We start from the raw sequence: 18,942 nt of genomic DNA, 5'->3' as shown, positions 1-18,942 counted from the left end.
AGTAAGATAAAAGCGAAAAGGGATCACAGTTGTGATCCCTTTTTGCTTTTACTGCTTTCGTCATGCTGAACTTGTTTCAGCACCCCACTTGCTAAGCTTTACAATTTTCCAAGTAGCAGACCTTTCCTGTGGGATCCTGAAACAAGTTCAGGATGACGTCATGGACTTAATAACTCAATAACCTAATAACTAAAAACTACCTTCCTATATGGTACTCATGCGGGATATGATAGTTTTCATTCTCATCCTGCCATGCCATTGACGCTATTAGCCATTTACCTTCGGTCTGGATGCATTGTACATAGTTAATACCGCGTGGTATCCGGCCCGATTCGTGATCGGTAAAAGAATATTCATAAACACTTACGCGCTGGGCAATTTTGCCGAATATCTCTGTTTTCGAGAATACCTCCCGCTGCATAAATTGTTGCATACTGCCATCGGCTACTTTGGTTTGTATGCCTTTGGCAAATTCCTCGGGTGTAAAACTTAATGGGCGGCCAAAAGTGTTGTTGATGAGAATTGCTTCATCAAAACAAAGGGCTTGTAATGCATTAAGATCGGGGGTTTCTCCGGGTTGGAAACTAAGGGTTTGATAAAAATCGGTTACTAAAAAGTCGATATCGCTGGTGCTCATAATTGTGTTATATACCTTTCAATTTATCCCAGAATGAGGGAATCCCTACATAAATATCATTGTTCCTGATTTCGACAGGATAAGTCGGAAGAAAATCATTTTGCCCCGCATTTCCCCGCCCCGTTTCCAGATCATAAGCATAACGGTGAAATGGGCATATCAGTTTTTTGCTTTCGCACCAGCCGTTGGTTAGGTCTGCACCGGCATGAGGGCATTTACTACCTAATGCAAAAAATTGGTTTTCATTATTTACTAAACATAACTTTTTACCGCCAGCACTAATTTTGCTAACCGGTACAGCAATATCACTTACCCCGGCAACTTTATACCACTTCATTTATCGTCTCAGAAATCAACCTTTAAATTCATTACCGATGGGTTTTTAATTACCTCATCCATACTGGTAACCAATGTAACAGTTTTCCTGTCTGCCGACAATACAGCTTTGTTATTATCTATTTTCTTTACCGGTTTAGCAAAGTTGAGGATTAGCTTATAAGGGGTTTCTATCAACAGGGCTTTAGCCATTACAAAGGTGGCCTGCGTTTTTTTGAGGAAGTTATTGAACTTGGTTTTATCGATAATACGATAAAATTTATGCGGGGTAATCTCATAATCGTAATAGTCCTGCCCTACTATCATCTGCCCGGCATCAATTCCCTTGATGCTTTTACTGTTTTTAGCAACGGCACTCAACTGACTATCAGTAGCTACTTTACTGATGTGTTCTACATAATATTTTAAATCGGCAGCATCTTTAGCCTGGTGGTTAATGCTGATTTTCATGATGCTTTTACGCAGGTTCATTTTAATATCCAGGTTACTGCTTTTAGCCAACTTAGCCTCTTCACTGCTTAGTTTACGCTGGGTAGAATCGGGTATGGCGCTATAAAAATTCATGCTGGTATCTTTCGCCATGGCAAACTGCGGGGTTGCAGCAACTGAGTCGGATACAAGGTTCATGAGCACAGCTACAGCATGGCTCATGTCGAAATTATAGACCACATTGCAGGAGCCATCCGTTTTAAAGTTGTATTGTTCTTCAATATCAACGCACGAACTAAGGCAGGTTATGCAGCCAAAAAGTATAATTAAAAAGTAAAGTTTTCTCATATACTGAATTTCAAGTAATTATAGCTATTAATATTAACATTTAAAAGCTCAAAAAGTTAAGGCATCAGTTTAGTTATTTTTATCTTTGCAGATTGAAAATGACAGCACAAGTTCCGGAAGATGGCACACTGCTCCCTTTGATGGAGGAGTTTTATACGATACAGGGCGAAGGGTATAATACCGGCAAAGCCGCATACTTTATTCGCCTTGGTGGCTGCGATGTTGGCTGCCATTGGTGCGATGTTAAGGAGAGCTGGGATGCGAGTATCCATCCACTTACCGCAGCAGATACCATCGTTAATAACGCCCTGCAATTCCCGGCTAAAACCGTAGTAGTTACCGGTGGCGAACCGCTGATCTATAACCTTGACTATCTAACCGCGCAGATGAAGGAAAAAGGTGTAACTACCTTTATCGAAACATCTGGCGCTTATCCCCTTTCCGGCCATTGGGACTGGATTTGTTTGTCGCCCAAAAAATTCAAAGCCCCGCAACCTGCTATTGCCAAACAGGCGCACGAGTTGAAGGTAATTGTGTTTAACAAGTCAGATTTTGACTGGGCCGAACAATATGCAGAGCTGGTTTCTCCTGGCTGTAAACTTTATTTACAACCCGAATGGTCTAAGGCTAAAGAGGTTACCCCGCTTATTATTGATTATGTAATGGCGAACCCGAAATGGGAAATTTCTTTACAAACTCATAAATATTTGAATATCCCATAAAAACTGTAAATTAGGCTCAACCGATACTAAACTTTAATGACCCGGGCTTTTTTTACAGTAATACTTTTTATCGCTTTTCCGTTGGTGATACTGGCTCAGCAACGTGCCTATACCACTAAAAACGAAACTGCCATAAAATACTATGCCCTGGCGGGATCAAGTTATGACTACCACAAATTTGATGAAGCCATAACCAACCTCCAGCAATCGATACAAGCCGACGATAATTTTATTGAAGCCCACATTTTTCTGGGAGATATGTACGGCCTTAAAAAACAGTATAAAGAAGCTACAGAGCAATACCAAAAGGCATTAACCCTCAATCCTGAATTTAGCCAGGCTGTTTATTTTAAAATAAGCGATGCAGAAATCAGTACAGGCCATTATAAAGATGCCCAGTTTCACCTGGTTAAATATCTAACCTACCAGTACATTACCGATAAAGACCGTTTCCGGGCAAAGAAGTTAATGGGCGATTGCGACTTTGCAATTCAGGCCTTGCAGCACCCTGTTCCGTTTACGCCGGTTAACCTTGGCCCCGAAATTAATACTGCCGACGACGAGTACCTGCCCACAGCCACCGCCGATGAAAGCACTCTGATTTTCACCCGCAAAATTAACAATAATGAAGATTTTTATAAGAGCAACAAGCTCAATAACAAGTGGCAAACAGCTACTTATTTAAGTAAGAACATTAACACACCAAATTACAACGAAGGCGCCCAATCGCTGTCGCAGGATGGCAAATATTTGTTCTTTACGGGCTGTAACCGACCCGATGGTTTGGGTAAGTGCGACATTTACGTTTCGCAAAAAAAGGGGGATGATTGGTCGACACCGTTTGACCTGAGCCGACCGCTTAATTCGCCGGGATGGGAATCACAACCCTCTATCAGTGCCGATGGCCGCACGCTTTATTTTGTGAGCAACCGCAAAGGCGGCTATGGTGGCTACGACATCTGGAAATCGACCTTAACTGCCAAAGGCTGGGGTGAGCCCGAAAATTTAGGGCCCAACATCAATACCGTTTTCGATGAGCAATCTCCCTTCATTCACCCCGATGATAGTACCTTATACTTTTGTTCAAACGGTTGGCCGGGCATGGGTAACAAAGACCTTTACATCAGCCGGTTAGGCCAGGATGGTAAATGGCAGAAACCACAAAACCTGGGCTACCCTATCAATTCCAGCGGTGATGAAAATGGTTTAACTATTTCTACCAATGGCAGTTACGCTTACTTTGCCTCTAACAACCTGAATAATGGTATTGGTGGTTATGATATTTACATGTTTGAATTACCCGCGGCGCTAAAGCCTAAACTGGTTACGTATGTAAAAGGGAAGATCACTGATGCTTTAAATAAAAAGCCTATTGAGGGTATTGTAGAAATTATCGACCTCGAAAAAAATGAGATTGTTTATCATGATGTAAGTTCTGCAACCGACGGCGACTTTTTGGCTACCCTTACCAGCGGTAAAAACTATGGCCTAAACATTTCTAAACAGGGTTATTTATTTTATTCAGAGAACTTCTCGTTAGAAGGCCATGCACCTACGCAGCCTTTTATTGTCAACGTAGCCCTGTCCCCTATTGAAATTGGCAAGAAGGTAATTTTGAAGAACATTTTCTTTAACAGCAATCAATACGAACTCAAAGCACAATCGAAAGCCGAACTCCAAATCATTGCCGAGTTCCTGAATGCTAATCCTACCGTTAAGATTGAGATCTCAGGTCATACAGATGATACCGGCAACGATCAACTAAATCAAACCCTCTCAGAGAACCGTGCTAAATCTGTTTATCAATATCTGGTAACTAACGGTACAAACCCGGCTAAACTGGTATTTAAGGGCTATGGTAAAACCCAGCCTTTAGCACCTAATACATCGGAGGAGAACAAGGCTAAAAACCGCCGTACCGAGTTTAAGATTATAGCCAAATAAAAAGGCTTCCTGATTGTCTCAGAAAGCCTTTTGATATGCTTGAATTGTAAAAGCTATTAGTTACCTAATTCACTCATAAACTTAATACGCATCAGCTGAACTTCTTCCTGGGTATAATCTTCATTCCCAAGCTCTGCCATGGCATGTTCAATTGAATCATCTTCGGCCGATCGGAAATAATCAAATACTTCGTCCTGCCTGTCTTCATCAATTACTTCGTTAATGTAGTAATTGAGGTTCAGTTTGGTACCAGAGTTTACAATGGTTTCAATCTCCCGCAAAATATCTTCATACGATAAGCCTTTCGAGCTGGCAATATCTTCGAGGTCCAAATGGCGGTCGATATTCTGAATGATATATACCTTCAGTGCCGATTTATTGGCAGCGCTTTTAATCACCAGGTCAATCGGGCGATCAATATCATTTTCCTCTACGTATTTCTTAATCAGTTCGATAAAACTTGCACCAAACTTGGCAGCCTTACCTGCACCCACGCCCGAGATCTGTTTCAGCTCATCCATTGTAATTGGATAATGCGTACACATTTCCTCCAGAGATGGATCCTGGAAAATAACAAACGGAGGTAAACCCTTTTGCTTAGCCAGCTTTTTACGCTGGTCTTTCAGCATTTGCAGCAATTGGGTATCCAATGCGCTGCCGCCGCCTTTGCCGCCTTCTTCACTATCATCATCATCCGCATTTTCAATCGGGCGGTTCATGATAAAGCGGATACTGTGCGGGTTATCTATAAAATTTTGGCCTTTTGCCGTTAAATGCAATAAACCATATTGGTCAATATCTTTCGATAGGTAATTATCCAGCAAAGCCTGGCGTAACAGCGATTTCCAAAGATTTTCGCCTTGTGCCTTGCCTGCACCAAATTCGGGAATTAAATGATGCTCATAATGATGCACCTGCGGGTTATCTTCGCCCAATAACACACCCAAAATGTGGTGGTCATCAAACTTCTCACCCAATTGCTTAATCAGGCTTAATGCACGGTGTAAGTGTTCTTCACCATCAAAGTGCTCTTTAGTTGCAGCGCAGTTATCGCACATGCAGCTACAGCCGGCCTCGTTAAAGTTCTCGCCAAAATAATGCAGGATCTGTTTACGACGACAAACCGACGACTCAGCATAGTCAATCACCTCCTTCAGGATCTGCGTACCGATTTCGCGTTCAGAAACCGGCTTATCTTTCATAAACTTCTGCAGTTTATCGATATCTTTTTCTGAGTAGAATGCCACGCAAACACCTTCGCCACCATCACGGCCGGCACGGCCGGTTTCCTGGTAGTACCCTTCCATGCTTTTAGGCACATCGTGGTGTATTACGTAACGTACATCCGGTTTATCGATACCCATCCCGAAGGCAATGGTAGCCACAATAACGTCTACATCCTCCATCAGGAATTTATCCTGTGTATCGGCACGTACTTTGGCATCCAAACCAGCGTGGTAAGGCAATGCCTTAACACCGTTCAGGCTTAACGCCTCTGCAACCTCTTCTACCTTTTTACGGCTCAGGCAATAAACAATGCCCGATTTTCCCTGATGCTGTTTAACAAACTTGATAATCTCTTTCAGTACGTTACGCTTGGCACGTACTTCATAAAATAAATTGCTGCGGTTAAATGACGATTTAAAAACCGTCGCGTTATTCATTTGCAGGTTTTTCTGTATATCATGCTGCACCTTAGGCGTAGCAGTTGCAGTTAAAGCGATGATCGGGATATTCTCACCGATATTGCTGATTACCTGGCGTATTTTACGATACTCGGGGCGAAAATCGTGCCCCCACTCAGAGATACAGTGTGCCTCATCAACGGCCACAAATGATACCTGGTTTAATCGTAAAAAATCTACATTTTCTTGCTTGGTAAGTGACTCGGGGGCTACGTACAGTAATTTGGTTTTACCGTTCAGCACGTCTTCCTTCACTTTCAGTATATCAGCCTTCGTTAATGACGAATTTAAGAAATGGGCAATGCTGTCTGATCCGCCAAAAGCCCTTAGCTGATCTACCTGGTTTTTCATTAACGCAATAAGCGGGGAAATCACAATCGCTGTGCCGTCGCTCATGAGGGCCGGTAACTGATAACACATTGATTTGCCCCCACCAGTAGGCATAATTACAAATGTGTCATTACCAGCCAGGATGTTGGTAATAATCGCTTCCTGCTCTCCCTTGAAGTTATCGAAGCCGAAAAAATTCTGGAGATTATCGAAAAGCGACTTTTTTGTCTCAATCATTTTTGGTGTATTGTATGCAATCTATTTAAACGGACAAATTAGCAAATTTTTTCCATATCGCCTATTAAAGTAACATTAAGACAATAAAATGATATTTTATTGAACATTTATCATACTTTAGTTGTCGTATAGTGGAATTAAAAACTAACACTTAAGATACGTTAAAAAATTAACTTTTATTTCATGTGTTAACAAATAATTTGCTTTTAACTTTACTATCAAATATTGCGTAGCTTATATCTTTAATCTCTTATGAATAAAAATTATTATGCCATCATCATGGCCGGTGGCATTGGGAGCCGGTTTTGGCCCATCAGCAGAACATCATATCCTAAACAATTTATCGACATTTTAGGTACAGGAAAAACACTGATCCAAAACACGTATGACCGCTTCATAAAAATTTGTCCGCCAGAGAATATATACATCGTTACTAATGAAAATTATGCCGACCTGGTAAAAGAACAATTACCGGGTATTGCAGACCACCAGATATTAACCGAACCTGTAATGCGCAACACCGCGCCTTGTGTGGCTTACGGTTCGTACAAAATTGAGAGCATGAATGAGGATGCAATTGTAGTGGTTGCCCCTTCTGATCACCTGATATTAAACGAACAAGCTTTTATTGATAGCATCAATAATTCATTAAATACCGCTGCCGAGCATGATTGCTTAATCACTCTTGGCATTAAACCATCGCGCCCCGACACCGGTTATGGCTACATACAATACACCGATCAGCTTTTAAATAACGATTTCCACAAGGTTAAAACCTTTACCGAAAAACCAACCCTGGAGATTGCCAAAAGCTTTATCCAAAGCGGCGACTTTTTATGGAATGCCGGTATTTTCGTATGGTCGGCTAAGTCAATTGTAAAAGCATTTGGTAAGCACTTACCAGACATGCACGATATTTTTGCCGATGCACGCAGTGTTTACAACAGCGAAAAAGAACGCAGTCACATCAACACGGCTTACCAGCAATGTATTAATATCTCGATTGATTACGGTATTATGGAGAAGGCCGAGAACGTTTACGTTTTACCTTCTGAATTTGGCTGGAGCGATTTGGGTACCTGGACCTCTGTTTACCAGCTGGCCGAAAAGGATTATGTAGGCAACGCCGTTATCCCAGCCGAGAAAGTGATTATGTACGATTCATCAAATTGCATGGTGAACGTTCCCGAAGATAAGCTGGTTGTACTGCAAGGGCTGCACGATTTTATCGTTGTAGAAGCCAATAACACCCTGATGATCTGCCCGCGCGACCAGGAGCAATCTGTGAAACAGATAGTTGCAGATGTAAAACAGAAATTTGGAACTAAATATATTTAAAATAGTTGCGTGTTTTGAGTTGTGAGTTTCGAGTGGATCGACTTACAACTCAAAAACATGTTATACTCGCAACTCAAAACTCACTACTCGTAACTACAATCCCCTCTGCCTGATCGCTTCGTAAACAATAACTGCAGTTGAAACTGATACGTTAAGCGAGGCTATCTCACCAAACATTGGGATCTTGGCCAGATGCTCGGCTGTGCGGATCAGTTCGTTACGGATGCCATCTTCTTCAGAACCCATAATAATTACAGTTGGAGGGGTATAATCAACGTCGTAAATACTGTCAGCTGTTTTCTCGGTACAGCAAACTACCTGTAAGCCCGATTCCTGTAGAAATTTAACAGTTTGCACTAAATTATCATGGCGACAAACCGGGATTTTAAATAATGCCCCTGCCGAAGTTTTGATAGCATCCGGCGTAACCTGTGCCGAACCCTTTGAGGGGATAACAATAGCATCAACACCGGCACATTCTGCTGTACGGGCAATAGCGCCCATATTGCGTACATCGGTAATACTATCCAGCACCAGCACCAAAGGCACCTTGCCGGCTTCGAAAACCTGGGGGATAATATCCTCTATTTTTTGATAAGTGATTGGCGAAATAACACCAATAACGCCCTGGTGATTTTTGGTGGTAATGCGGTTCAGTTTCTCAATCGGAACCTGCTGTGCAGTAAGGTTATACTCCTGCAAAAGGCTTTTCAGTTCCAGGAACAAGCCACCACCTAAACCACGTTGTATAAACAAAGCCTCGATCTCTTTACCAGATTTAATGGCTTCCATTACCGCACGGATACCGAACACCATCTGATTGCTTTCGCGCTTTGCTGAATTTGAATTACTAAAGGACATTTATTGATAAATATTCAGCAAAAATAGAAATTTTAATTCAGTAAGGCCATTTATGTGGATAGATAGGTCGCCTGCTTTTTCAATTAATTAACAATTATGGCAATTATTAACACATTTGATAATCAGTTTACTATAGCCGTTACTCACATGTTATTAACAATCAGTGTTAATATCCACCTTTATTTTTTAACCCGTAGAAGTACATTACGTTTTTGGCAAATTTTGAAATGTTAATTTTATTGGCGGCTAATTTGTATATTTTTGTTCCCCCGATAAAGGGAGAATGAGGCCGATAAATGGAGAACGAAAACCAACAGTACAATAAAACAAATTCAGACCGACGCAACAGGGGATTTAATGCGCCACAATCAAACGGACTTGTTGGTAAACTCCCTCCACAGGCCCGCGATTTAGAAGAAGCCATACTGGGTGCCTTAATGCTCGAGAAAGATGCCCTGTCATCTGTGATCGACGTATTAAAGCCCGAGATCTTTTATGTGGAAGCACATCAGAAAATCTTTAAGGCTATTCACACCCTGTTCGAGAAAACTTCTCCTGTAGATATTTTAACCGTTACAGCCCAGTTACGGCAGCAAGGCGAGCTGGAAATGATAGGCGGCGCTTATTACATTACCGAGCTCACTAACCGTGTAGCCTCGGCAGCCAATATCGAGTTCCACTCCCGTATCATTATCCAGAAGTTTATTCAACGAGAGCTAATCCGAATTTCTACTGAAGTAATCAGCGCAGCTTATGAGGACACTTCGGATGTTTTGGACTTACTGGATAAAGCAGAGAAAAACCTGTTCGATATTGCCCAGAATAACCTTCGCCGCGATTCGCGTAAAATGGATGAGATTTTGCACGAATCATTAAAAGAGCTTGAAGCACTAAAAGATAAGAAAGACGGACTAACCGGTGTACCATCGGGCTTTACCGATTTGGACAGGATCACATCAGGCTGGCAAAAATCGGATCTGGTAATCATCGCGGCTCGTCCGGCGATGGGTAAAACGGCATTCGTACTAACTTGCGCGCGCAACGCTGCTGTTGACTTTACCAAACCTGTTGTGGTGTTCTCGCTCGAGATGTCATCCGTACAGTTGGTTAATCGTTTGATTTCCGGCGAAACCCAGATTGAACAGGAAAAAATCCGTAAGGGTAATCTCGAAGAATGGGAATGGCAACAAATCCACTCTAAAATTGGCCGTTTGGAGCAAGCGCCGTTAATTATTGACGATACACCATCATTAAATATTTTCGAGTTCAGGGCAAAATGCCGCCGTCTGAAATCGCAATACGACATCCAGCTAATCATCATTGACTACCTACAGCTGATGCACGGTAAATCTGATGGTAAAGGTGGTAACCGTGAGCAGGAGATCGGTAGTATCTCACGTGCACTCAAAACCGTTGCTAAGGAGCTTGAAGTACCCGTACTGGCACTATCGCAGTTAAGTCGTGCGGTTGAGAGCAGGCCAGGTGGTTCTAAACGACCAATGCTGTCCGATTTACGTGAGTCGGGATCTATTGAGCAGGATGCGGATATGGTACTGTTCCTTTACCGCCCTGAATACTACGGACTGGAATTTGATGAAGACAACAACCCTACCCAGGGTGTCGGTGAGGTAATCATAGCCAAACACCGTAACGGTGAAACCGGCCGTGTACGCTTGAAATTCGTTGGTAAATATGTGAAGTTTACCGATTTGGATACCAATATCGATAGTTTCGGCGCCGCGCCAAACGCATTTACCGGTTTAACCCCATCACAAGATTTCGAAAAGCCAAACAACTTCATTATCCGCCCATCGCGCATGGATGATATGGAGGATGATGCACCACCTTTTTAATTTAGTTGTGAGTTTTGAGTGGTGAATGAGTGAGTAGCCGTTCTATCTAATAAAATTTTGAATGAGTAAGTGATTGATATTTTTAATTACTTGCTCATTTTCTTTTTCCGCCCGTCATGCCGAACTTGTTTCGGCACCCCACAGGACAGGTCTAAAACTTTGCATTCGCCTACATAGCAAGTGGGTTGCTGAAACAAGTTCAGCATGACGAGTAGGTTAAAAGAACCACCCCACCAAAACCCCAATCACAATAATAACAGGTGTTTTAATCCGAGTAAACTTCAGTAACAGGAAAGTAGCTACCATAATCCCGTAAAAAAGCCAATTTACGCCAAACGGTTTAACCAGTAATATAAAGGCAGTTATCATAAAGCCTACTGCAACGGCATTAATACCGCTTAGCGAATTACGGATCCGGGTTATCTTTTTCAGATCTTCCCAAAAGGGGACGATGAAAAGGATGAGAATTAAGCCAGGCAAGTTTACCCCTATCACGGCCACAATAGCCCCGGTAATTTGCCCCCAAAGCCCGAAGCCTTTATTAGCCATGGTAACCGTACCCAGAAACGATGTAAACGCAAACGTTGGCCCCGGTAAAGCTTGCTGAATAGCATAGCCGGATAAAAATTCGGTATTAGTGAGATAATGCTTCAATTCTACAAATTCAGTGAACATCAGCGGTACCAATACCTGCCCTCCCCCAAAAATCAGGATACCGTTACGGTAAAAGTTCTCGAATAAACGGATAGGTAAACTGAATGGCGAGGTTCTATTAATCAAAGCACCCAATGCTGCAAATAAAAGCAGGATACCAATGAAATAGGCAATTTTATTCGGGTTAACGTTTGAGAATAACTTTACCCGCAGCTCATTTTCTTGTGGCTGGGTTTCGAGGGCTGAAGAGACTATCCCTCCCATCAAAACCAATAAAGGAAAGGCATAAGGGTTTTGCAAAATCAACGTAGCAATAACTGATGATATAGCCAGCATAACACTTACCCGTGTTTTTAAAATCCGCTGTGCAAAGCTAAAAGCGGCATAAGCCACAATACCTACTGCAATGGGCTGGATGTAGCGTATAATTTCGTCAAAATGGGTACCCTGAGCAAGCGCTTTAAAACTAAGCCCTGCTATGCACATTACAGCGGCAGAAGGTAACACCCAGATTAAGAAAGTTATTAAAGCCAGCGGCAGCTTACCCACCTTCCAGGCGATACCTACCAGCGTTTGGGTTGATGACGGGCCTGGCAACATTTGCGACAGGGCGTTGAGCTCCATCAGCTCGGCTTCGGTTATGTATTTACGTTTCTCTACAAATTCGCGCAGCAAAACGGCTAAATGCGCCTGCGGACCGCCAAAGGCCGTAAACGTATATAGCAGCGCATCGCGCATAAAAAGTAGATGTCGTTTGGTCAAAAATTTATAGGCTAATAGTCGTCATCATCATCGTCGTACAAGCCACTGGCCTGCATATAGGCCGAATTTAGCTCAGATAGTGCATGGTTGTTTTTTGCGGCACGCGCAGCCCCCATACCCTTCTGATAAGTGGCCACAGCGTCTTCCTTGCGGTTAAGGCTTTCGTAAAGCTTGCCTAAATGGTAGTAGGTGCCAACATAATCCGGGTGATTGGTCACCAGGCCTTCGTAATAGTTCAGGGCTGTTTCCTTATCATCTAAACGCAGGTATTCGGTGGCCAAAGCATACTGCAAAAACTCGTCATTGGGCTCATTTTTAAGAAATTCCAACAGCTTTTCTAAACGCGATTGCTCCATTTTAAACTCTTCCTTTTTTAATTACCTTTGTAAAAACCTATGATATAATGAACATCTTAGTATGTATTAGTAACGTACCAGATACCACTACAAAAGTAACCTTTAACGCTAATAACACCCAATTTAATACAGCAGGCGTACAATTTATTATTAACCCGTATGATGAGATTGCTTTGGCCCGCGCTATTGAGTTAACAGACGGAGGTAATGGCACAGTAACAGTGATACACGTTGGCGAAGCTGCTAATGAGCCAACCATCCGCAAAGCACTGGCTATTGGCGCTACAGATGCCGTACGTATTAACGCCCCTGCGCATGATGCTTACTTTGTAGCCGTACAAATTGCAGAGTACGTAAAGCAACACCAATTTGATCTGATACTAACCGGCCGCGAATCTATCGACTATAATGGTTCTAAAGTAGCCGCTATGTTGGGTGAGTTATTGGATCTTCCATCGGTGTCTATTATTAAGAAGCTGGATGTGGACGGCACACAAGCAACTGTAGAACGCGAAATTGAAGGCGGTAAGGAAATCCTGACCATCCCCTTCCCATTTGTAGCCGGTACTGCAGAAGGTGTTGCCGAACCTAAGATCCCGAATATGCGCGGCATTATGTCGGCGCGTACCAAACCTTTGGCCGTGGTTGAACCTGTTGAGGTTAAAACTTTCTCTGAGATTATCAGTTATGAAACGCCTGCCCCACGCGGACAGGTAAAGTTGATTGCCGCCGATGATGTAGCCAAACTGGTTGATCTGTTACATAACGAAGCCAAAGTCATCTAATCTATCTATTTAAACAAAAAATCAACCCTATGTCGGTTTTAGTATATGCAGAAAATGCGGGTGGAAAATTCAAGAAATCGGTTTTCGAAGCCGTTTCTTATGCCCGTGCCGTTGCAGATCAAAATAATACAACGCTTACAGCCATCTCTATCGGCGACGTAAGTGCTGACGAATTAAACACGCTCGGCAACTACGGAGCACACAAAATTTTAAACGTATCGGCAGATAACCTTAAAAACTTTGTGAACCAGGCCTACGCTTCTGTGATTGCCAAAGCTGCCGAAGCAGAGCAGGCAGATGTTATGGTTATTTCCAATACATTTTCTGGTCGCGGCCTTGCCCCTCGTGTGGCTGTAAAACTGGGTGCTGGTATTGTTGATGGCGCAGTTTCCCTCCCAGAAACAGCTAACAACAAGTTCACAGTTAAAAAAACTGCATTTTCTGGTAAAGCTTTTGCCACCGTCGAACTAACTTCGGCCAATAAAGTAATTGCCTTAATTGCAAACAGTTACAAGGTTACAGAAAACCCAACAGGCGCTAAAGCAGAAGTTTTTTCGGTAGAAAGCAAAGAATCTGACTTTAAAGCGATGCTAAAAGAGATCATAAAATCGGCAGATAAAGTATCTTTACCTGATGCGGAGATTGTGGTATCGGCTGGCAGGGGCTTAAAAGGCCCCGAAAACTGGGGCATGATTGAGGAGTTGGCAGATCTTTTGGGTGCTGCTACTGCTTGTTCAAAACCGGTATCGGATGCCGGATGGAGGCCGCATAGCGAACACGTTGGGCAAACAGGTATAGCTGTCAGTCCAAATTTGTATATTGCTATTGGTATTTCGGGGGCTATACAGCATTTGGCAGGTATCAGCTCATCAAAAGTTATTGTTGTGATCAACAAAGACGCCGAAGCACCGTTTTACAAAGTAGCCGACTATGGTATTGTTGGCGATGCGTTTGAAATTGTTCCAAAATTAATTGATGCGGTAAAAGCATATAAAGCTTTGGCATAAAAAAGGATTTTTTGTTGTGATGGGTAATAACATGAAGAAAATTAAGCTCGATATTGTTGGTCTTTCTTATAGCCAAACGCAGTCGGGCGCGTATGCTTTAGTTTTGGGCGAAGTTAGCGGCCGCCGCAGGCTGCCTATCATTATCGGTAGTTTTGAGGCACAAGCCATAGCCATCGAGATTGAAAAGATGACCCCAAGCCGCCCCCTCACCCACGATCTGTTTAAAAGCTTTGCACAAGCTTACCACATCAACATACAGGAAATTATTATCTACAACCTGGTCGACGGGATCTTTTACTCTAAACTGATTTGCTCTGATGGTAAAAAGGTAATAGAAATTGATGCGCGTACCTCTGATGCCATTGCCATGGCTGTAAGGTTTGACTGCCCTATTTACACCTACGAGTTTATCCTCTCTACCGCAGGCATTGTGATAGAAGGTAACGACTTTGTATACCTCGAAAATCTGAACGAACCACAGGAAGAGAAAACCCCAGGCTCGGTAACTGGCAGCTATGGTTCATTAAGTGAAGATGAATTGCGCACCAAGTTGCAGGATGCATTAAGCGAAGAAGCGTACGAAAAGGCTGCCAAGATCAGGGATGAATTGAGTAGAAGAAGGTCTTCGTAAAAACATATTAGAACGTCATTGCGAGGAACGAAGCAATCGCGAACTATACAGAGCGGCTCTGTAAGTCAGGGATTGCTTCGTTCCTTGCAATGACGCGCGTGGGGCAAATGCTTTAATAGACGACTTATTCCTTTAATCCCTTCACATACTCACTAATACCCTTCAAATAATCAGGAGTCGACCCTAAAAACTTAACGAAGGCTGTACCTACGATAGCACCGTTATTATATTCACAGGCTTTTTTGAAGGCTTTGCTATCTGCAATACCAAAACCAACAATGGTTGGATTTTTTAACTCCATAGCTTTAATACGCGCGAAATAGGTATCCACCTGATCATTCAGTTGTAAGGCTTTACCGGTAATTGATGCCGATGAAAGCAGGTATATAAAGCTGTTACTCAAGCCATCTATTTTGCGGATTCGCTCTTCCGAAGTCTGAGGTGTTACCAGGAAAATATTGCTGATGTTATATTTGGCAAATACATCCTTGTAAAGCATTTCGTACTCGTACATTGGTAGGTCGGGTACAATAACACCGTCTACCCCTACTTCGGCAGCTTTTTGGCAAAAACGTTCTACACCATATTGCACCATTGGGTTGGCATAACCCATCAGGATAATCGGGATGGTTACACGTTGACGAAGCTCACCCAATTGCTCAAACAACAGATTAAGCGTCATGCCAGCATCCAAAGCCACTTGTGAGCTATGCTGAATAACCGGACCATCAGCCACTGGGTCTGAATACGGGAAACCTATCTCCAGGAAATCGGCACCGGCTTTCTCCAACGCTTCGGCAATGGCTACGGTATTGTTTAAGTCCGGGTATCCGGCAGTAAAGTATACGGATAACAGGTCTTTATTTTTTTCGTTGAAAAGTTGGTTTAATCGGTTCATTTTTTGTGTTCATTGGTTCATTGGTTCATTGGTTCATTAGTCTTGTTTGATGCATATACACCAATGTACTACTGAACTAATGAACAATTGAACTATTTAATATCCAAAGTGCTTTATGTAAGTATCTAAATCTTTATCGCCACGGCCTGATAGGCATACCACTACATTATCGCCTGGCTTAAAGGTCATTTTCTCTAAATAAGCGAATGCATGCGCCGATTCAATAGCCGGTATAATCCCCTCCAGTTGCGACAGTAATAAGCCTGCATTTAAGGCTTCATCATCGGTAATACTCACATACTCGGCACGCTTAACTTTATGTAAATGTGCATGCTGTGGACCAATGCCCGGGTAATCCAAACCCGCAGAAATTGAGTATGGCTCGATAACCTGACCATCATCTGTCTGCATCAATATAGTACGGCTGCCATGTAATACACCTTCTTTACCCAGTACAGAAGTAGCAGCAGAATGCCCGCTATCTACACCTAAACCTGCAGCCTCTACAGCAATTAGCTTAACTGATTCATCATCCAAAAAATGGTAGAACATGCCCATAGCGTTACTGCCGCCACCTACACAAGCCAGTGCATAATCAGGCAGTTCATTACCGGTTTGCTCCAGTAATTGCTTTTTGGTTTCTAAAGAGATAATCGATTGAAACCTTGCCACCATTTCGGGATACGGGTATGGGCCTACTACCGAACCTATGATGTAATGCGTATCAAGCGGGTTGTTAATCCAGTCGCGCATGGCTTCGTTAGTGGCATCTTTAAGCGTGCGGCTGCCTGATGTTGCCGGAACCACTTTAGCGCCCAGCATTTTCATACGGGCAACGTTTGGGGCCTGGCGTTCCATGTCAATTTCGCCCATGTAAACAACGCATTCAATACCTTTAAGCGCACAAACAGTGGCTGTTGCCACACCATGCTGCCCTGCCCCTGTTTCGGCAATTATGCGTTTTTTGCCTAAACGTTCGGCCAGTAATATCTGTCCTATGGCGTTATTGATCTTGTGCGAACCTGTATGGTTCAGATCCTCACGTTTAAGATAAATATTGGCGCCATACTTTTCAGATAACCGTTTAGCCAGGTATAATGGCGAAGGGCGGCCAACATAATCTTTCAGCAAAGCATCAAACTCGGCTTTGTAAGCAGGATCATTGGTGATGGCATTGTATTGCTGCCTTAATTCTTCGATATTGGGGTACAACATTTCAGGGATATATGCCCCGCCGAAATCTCCGTAATAGCCCTGTTCGTTTACGCTATATTTCATTTGTAGCAGATTGTCTTAATAATTCAAATGCTTTGCTTAGTTTCTCTAGATCTTTTATCCCCGGCGAGGTCTCAAACTTGCTGTTGAGGTCAACACCATAAAACTGCGGATGTTTGATGGTTAGTACCTGTTCAATATTATCGGGACTTAATCCCCCGCTTAAAAAAAACGGTACATCCAATGTATATTTATGCAGGATTTGCCAATTAAAGGTTTTCCCCGACCCGCCATGTTTGGGCGTTTTGGTATCGAATAAAAAGTAATCAACGTGGCCAACGTAAGGTTCTAATTGTGCAAAATTAAAATCCTCCTCCATCCCGAAGGCTTTTATAACTGTTACACGCTTTTTAAGCACCTCACAAAACTCGGGGTTCTCATAGCCATGTAACTGTACCACATCAAAGCCATATTCTTTAATTAACCCACCAATATTCTCGAGCGAATCATTTACAAACACACCCGTTTTTTGGATTGATTGAGGCAAACCTTGCAGTACATTTACAGGCAAATTACCGATAAACCTTGGCGTTAGGCCGTAGTTAATAAAGCCCATATAATCAGGCTTTAAAGCAGCTACGGCTTTAATATTTTCGGGGTCTTTTAATCCGCAAACTTTAATTTTCATTTTAGTTAGCGTTTATCAGGTTTTTGAAACTTGCCAGTGCCTTTTTGCCCAGTAATGATGATTCGGCTTCGTAAAAACAATCGCCAAATGATTTATCGGGATTGATGGTCCGGATAGCCAGCGCAGCATTACACAATACTACATTATGTTGAGCATCGGTACCGTCGGCATTCAGCACAGTGGTGAATACAGCAGCCGAATCACTAACGGTACGCCCGCCAGCAATAGCCAGTGGATTTAGTTTATCAAAGCCCAGATTTTCTATGCTATTGATCTTTTCGCCTTCGGCAGAAAATGTTTTGAAATCACCTGTTAACGAAACTTCATCATAACCATCCAATGCATTTACGATGGTGTAATTGGCATCAGATTTTTGATACAGATAAGCGTATAAACGCGCCAGGTCCAGATTATAAACCCCTACCAGTTGATTCTTTGGTTTAGCTGGATTTACCAGCGGACCCAGCATATTGAAAAACGTTTTTACACCCAACTCCCTGCGGATAGGCGCAACAGTTTTCATAGCCGGATGAAATAATGGGGCATGCAAAAAGCAAATATTAGAGCGATCCATGCTATGCTTAATTTCATCGGCATTACTAGTGAAATTATAGCCTAGATACTCCATCACGTTTGATGAACCACAGCCTGATGACACACCATAATTACCATGTTTAGCCACATGATAACCTGCTCCAGCCACCACAAAAGAAGCCAGGGTAGAAATATTAAAAGTATCCTTACCATCGCCACCGGTGCCGCAAAGATCTATCAGGCTATCTTGTTCAAGAGTAACCGGTAAACATAAGTCAAGCATCGCATCGCGGAAACCTTCCAATTCATCAACAGTGATACTGCGCATGCAGTAAGCCGTCATAAATGCAGCCATTTGCGAATTATTGTATTTACCCTGCGCAATGTTGGTCAGGATATCTTTTGACTGCTCGCGGCTGAATGTTTTGTGTTCGAATAAATGATTTAGTATCGCTTTCATGCCCCCTAACCCCCTAAAGGAGGAATTTGGTTTTTAGTGTTATAAATATATTCCCTGGTTAGTACTTCTGCTCCCCCTTCAGGGGGCTGGGGGGCAGTCAAAAAAAAAGGTCGCCATTTAGGCAACCTTTGAAATATTTTATAAAATATACACAAACGGGATTGCCTTACGATCTCTCGTTAAGCCACCACCAATTCATGTTTAAATTTTTCATTATCTGTTTTCTGTGCAG

18 protein-coding genes are annotated in these 18,942 nt (G+C 42.7%); 7 read left to right on the top strand and 11 right to left on the bottom strand.

The features are described 5' to 3' along the window. Positions 1 to 196: 196 nt before the first annotated feature. From PQO05_RS13675 to PQO05_RS13665, 3 genes are read right to left on the bottom strand one after another with little or no spacing between them, the layout of a single operon-like run. The gene (locus PQO05_RS13675; protein ID WP_273633476.1) at positions 197 to 637 is read right to left on the bottom strand and encodes a hypothetical protein; all 441 of its coding nucleotides are present in this window, start codon (positions 635 to 637) and stop codon (positions 197 to 199) included. Positions 638 to 644: 7 nt separating this feature from the next. Beyond that, complete coding sequence (locus tag PQO05_RS13670) at positions 645 to 974, bottom strand: Rieske (2Fe-2S) protein (RefSeq protein ID WP_273633475.1); 330 nt, start codon at positions 972 to 974, stop codon at positions 645 to 647. 8 nt (positions 975 to 982) lie between these two features. Beyond that, positions 983 to 1,750 (bottom strand): hypothetical protein, encoded by a 768-nt coding sequence (locus tag PQO05_RS13665; protein ID WP_273633474.1) that lies wholly within the window; start codon positions 1,748 to 1,750, stop codon positions 983 to 985. Between the two features lie 98 nt (positions 1,751 to 1,848). Between PQO05_RS13665 and PQO05_RS13660 the strand changes: the two genes are divergently transcribed. Further along, on the top strand, positions 1,849 to 2,472 hold the full coding sequence (locus tag PQO05_RS13660) for a 7-carboxy-7-deazaguanine synthase QueE (RefSeq protein WP_273633473.1): 624 nt from the start codon (positions 1,849 to 1,851) through the stop codon (positions 2,470 to 2,472). A gap of 36 nt (positions 2,473 to 2,508) precedes the next feature. Beyond that, entirely contained in the window at positions 2,509 to 4,416 is a 1,908-nt protein-coding gene (locus PQO05_RS13655; protein WP_273633472.1) for an OmpA family protein, read from the top strand. 56 nt (positions 4,417 to 4,472) lie between these two features. Here PQO05_RS13655 and recQ read toward each other — a convergent pair whose 3' ends face one another. Continuing rightward, positions 4,473 to 6,665: a DNA helicase RecQ gene (gene recQ / locus PQO05_RS13650; protein ID WP_273633532.1), complete on the bottom strand. Its 2,193-nt coding sequence runs from the start codon at positions 6,663 to 6,665 to the stop codon at positions 4,473 to 4,475. Between the two features lie 255 nt (positions 6,666 to 6,920). Between recQ and PQO05_RS13645 the strand changes: the two genes are divergently transcribed. Beyond that, complete coding sequence (locus tag PQO05_RS13645; protein WP_273633471.1) at positions 6,921 to 8,006, top strand: mannose-1-phosphate guanylyltransferase; 1,086 nt, start codon at positions 6,921 to 6,923, stop codon at positions 8,004 to 8,006. A gap of 93 nt (positions 8,007 to 8,099) precedes the next feature. On the opposite strand, the gene rlmB is transcribed toward PQO05_RS13645, so the two are convergent. Next, entirely contained in the window at positions 8,100 to 8,867 is a 768-nt protein-coding gene (gene rlmB / locus PQO05_RS13640) for a 23S rRNA (guanosine(2251)-2'-O)-methyltransferase RlmB (RefSeq protein WP_273633470.1), read from the bottom strand. A 296-nt stretch (positions 8,868 to 9,163) separates the two neighbouring features. Here rlmB and dnaB point away from each other — a divergent pair, with 296 nt between their 5' ends. Then, entirely contained in the window at positions 9,164 to 10,720 is a 1,557-nt protein-coding gene (gene dnaB, locus PQO05_RS13635; protein WP_273633469.1) for a replicative DNA helicase, read from the top strand. A gap of 216 nt (positions 10,721 to 10,936) precedes the next feature. Here the strand turns inward: dnaB and chrA are convergent, their stop codons facing one another. Continuing rightward, on the bottom strand, positions 10,937 to 12,112 hold the full coding sequence (gene chrA / locus PQO05_RS13630; protein WP_273633468.1) for a chromate efflux transporter: 1,176 nt from the start codon (positions 12,110 to 12,112) through the stop codon (positions 10,937 to 10,939). A gap of 35 nt (positions 12,113 to 12,147) precedes the next feature. Continuing rightward, complete coding sequence (locus PQO05_RS13625; RefSeq protein ID WP_273633467.1) at positions 12,148 to 12,492, bottom strand: tetratricopeptide repeat protein; 345 nt, start codon at positions 12,490 to 12,492, stop codon at positions 12,148 to 12,150. Between the two features lie 47 nt (positions 12,493 to 12,539). Here PQO05_RS13625 and PQO05_RS13620 point away from each other — a divergent pair, with 47 nt between their 5' ends. The 3 genes from PQO05_RS13620 to PQO05_RS13610 are packed head-to-tail and all read left to right on the top strand — an operon-like array spanning position 12,540 to position 14,915. After that, the gene (locus PQO05_RS13620) at positions 12,540 to 13,277 is read left to right on the top strand and encodes an electron transfer flavoprotein subunit beta/FixA family protein (RefSeq protein ID WP_273633466.1); all 738 of its coding nucleotides are present in this window, start codon (positions 12,540 to 12,542) and stop codon (positions 13,275 to 13,277) included. A gap of 29 nt (positions 13,278 to 13,306) precedes the next feature. Next, positions 13,307 to 14,284: an electron transfer flavoprotein subunit alpha/FixB family protein gene (locus PQO05_RS13615; protein ID WP_273633465.1), complete on the top strand. Its 978-nt coding sequence runs from the start codon at positions 13,307 to 13,309 to the stop codon at positions 14,282 to 14,284. A gap of 31 nt (positions 14,285 to 14,315) precedes the next feature. Further along, on the top strand, positions 14,316 to 14,915 hold the full coding sequence (locus PQO05_RS13610; protein ID WP_174314666.1) for a bifunctional nuclease family protein: 600 nt from the start codon (positions 14,316 to 14,318) through the stop codon (positions 14,913 to 14,915). Positions 14,916 to 15,039: 124 nt separating this feature from the next. Here PQO05_RS13610 and trpA read toward each other — a convergent pair whose 3' ends face one another. The 4 genes from trpA to trpD form a co-directional block, all read right to left on the bottom strand. Next, entirely contained in the window at positions 15,040 to 15,813 is a 774-nt protein-coding gene (trpA, locus tag PQO05_RS13605; protein WP_273633464.1) for a tryptophan synthase subunit alpha, read from the bottom strand. A gap of 96 nt (positions 15,814 to 15,909) precedes the next feature. Further along, entirely contained in the window at positions 15,910 to 17,091 is a 1,182-nt protein-coding gene (gene trpB / locus PQO05_RS13600) for a tryptophan synthase subunit beta (protein WP_273633463.1), read from the bottom strand. After that, positions 17,081 to 17,716: a phosphoribosylanthranilate isomerase gene (locus PQO05_RS13595; RefSeq protein ID WP_273633462.1), complete on the bottom strand. Its 636-nt coding sequence runs from the start codon at positions 17,714 to 17,716 to the stop codon at positions 17,081 to 17,083. Before PQO05_RS13595 ends, trpB begins: the two co-directional genes overlap by 11 nt. 1 nt (position 17,717) lies before the next feature. After that, a complete protein-coding gene (gene trpD, locus PQO05_RS13590) occupies positions 17,718 to 18,710 on the bottom strand; it encodes an anthranilate phosphoribosyltransferase (protein ID WP_273633461.1) in 993 nt (330 codons plus the stop codon). Between the last annotated feature and the right edge of the window lie 232 nt (positions 18,711 to 18,942).

This window comes from Mucilaginibacter jinjuensis (genome assembly GCF_028596025.1).
GTDB lineage: Bacteria > Bacteroidota > Bacteroidia > Sphingobacteriales > Sphingobacteriaceae > Mucilaginibacter > Mucilaginibacter jinjuensis.
Note: the sequence above shows the minus strand (reverse complement) of the source record. Positions and strands in the feature narration are given on the sequence as shown.

Coding starts and splice junctions, on each gene's coding strand:
- PQO05_RS13675 (WP_273633476.1), bottom strand. CDS start 637: ATGAGCACCAGCGATATCGACTTTTTAGTAACCGATTTTTATCAAACC.
- PQO05_RS13670 (WP_273633475.1), bottom strand. CDS start 974: ATGAAGTGGTATAAAGTTGCCGGGGTAAGTGATATTGCTGTACCGGTT.
- PQO05_RS13665 (WP_273633474.1), bottom strand. CDS start 1,750: ATGAGAAAACTTTACTTTTTAATTATACTTTTTGGCTGCATAACCTGC.
- PQO05_RS13660 (WP_273633473.1), top strand. CDS start 1,849: ATGACAGCACAAGTTCCGGAAGATGGCACACTGCTCCCTTTGATGGAG.
- PQO05_RS13655 (WP_273633472.1), top strand. CDS start 2,509: ATGACCCGGGCTTTTTTTACAGTAATACTTTTTATCGCTTTTCCGTTG.
- PQO05_RS13645 (WP_273633471.1), top strand. CDS start 6,921: ATGAATAAAAATTATTATGCCATCATCATGGCCGGTGGCATTGGGAGC.
- rlmB (WP_273633470.1), bottom strand. CDS start 8,867: ATGTCCTTTAGTAATTCAAATTCAGCAAAGCGCGAAAGCAATCAGATG.
- dnaB (WP_273633469.1), top strand. CDS start 9,164: ATGGAGAACGAAAACCAACAGTACAATAAAACAAATTCAGACCGACGC.
- chrA (WP_273633468.1), bottom strand. CDS start 12,112: ATGCGCGATGCGCTGCTATATACGTTTACGGCCTTTGGCGGTCCGCAG.
- PQO05_RS13625 (WP_273633467.1), bottom strand. CDS start 12,492: ATGGAGCAATCGCGTTTAGAAAAGCTGTTGGAATTTCTTAAAAATGAG.
- PQO05_RS13620 (WP_273633466.1), top strand. CDS start 12,540: ATGAACATCTTAGTATGTATTAGTAACGTACCAGATACCACTACAAAA.
- PQO05_RS13615 (WP_273633465.1), top strand. CDS start 13,307: ATGTCGGTTTTAGTATATGCAGAAAATGCGGGTGGAAAATTCAAGAAA.
- PQO05_RS13610 (WP_174314666.1), top strand. CDS start 14,316: ATGAAGAAAATTAAGCTCGATATTGTTGGTCTTTCTTATAGCCAAACG.
- trpA (WP_273633464.1), bottom strand. CDS start 15,813: ATGAACCGATTAAACCAACTTTTCAACGAAAAAAATAAAGACCTGTTA.
- trpB (WP_273633463.1), bottom strand. CDS start 17,091: ATGAAATATAGCGTAAACGAACAGGGCTATTACGGAGATTTCGGCGGG.
- PQO05_RS13595 (WP_273633462.1), bottom strand. CDS start 17,716: ATGAAAATTAAAGTTTGCGGATTAAAAGACCCCGAAAATATTAAAGCC.
- trpD (WP_273633461.1), bottom strand. CDS start 18,710: ATGAAAGCGATACTAAATCATTTATTCGAACACAAAACATTCAGCCGC.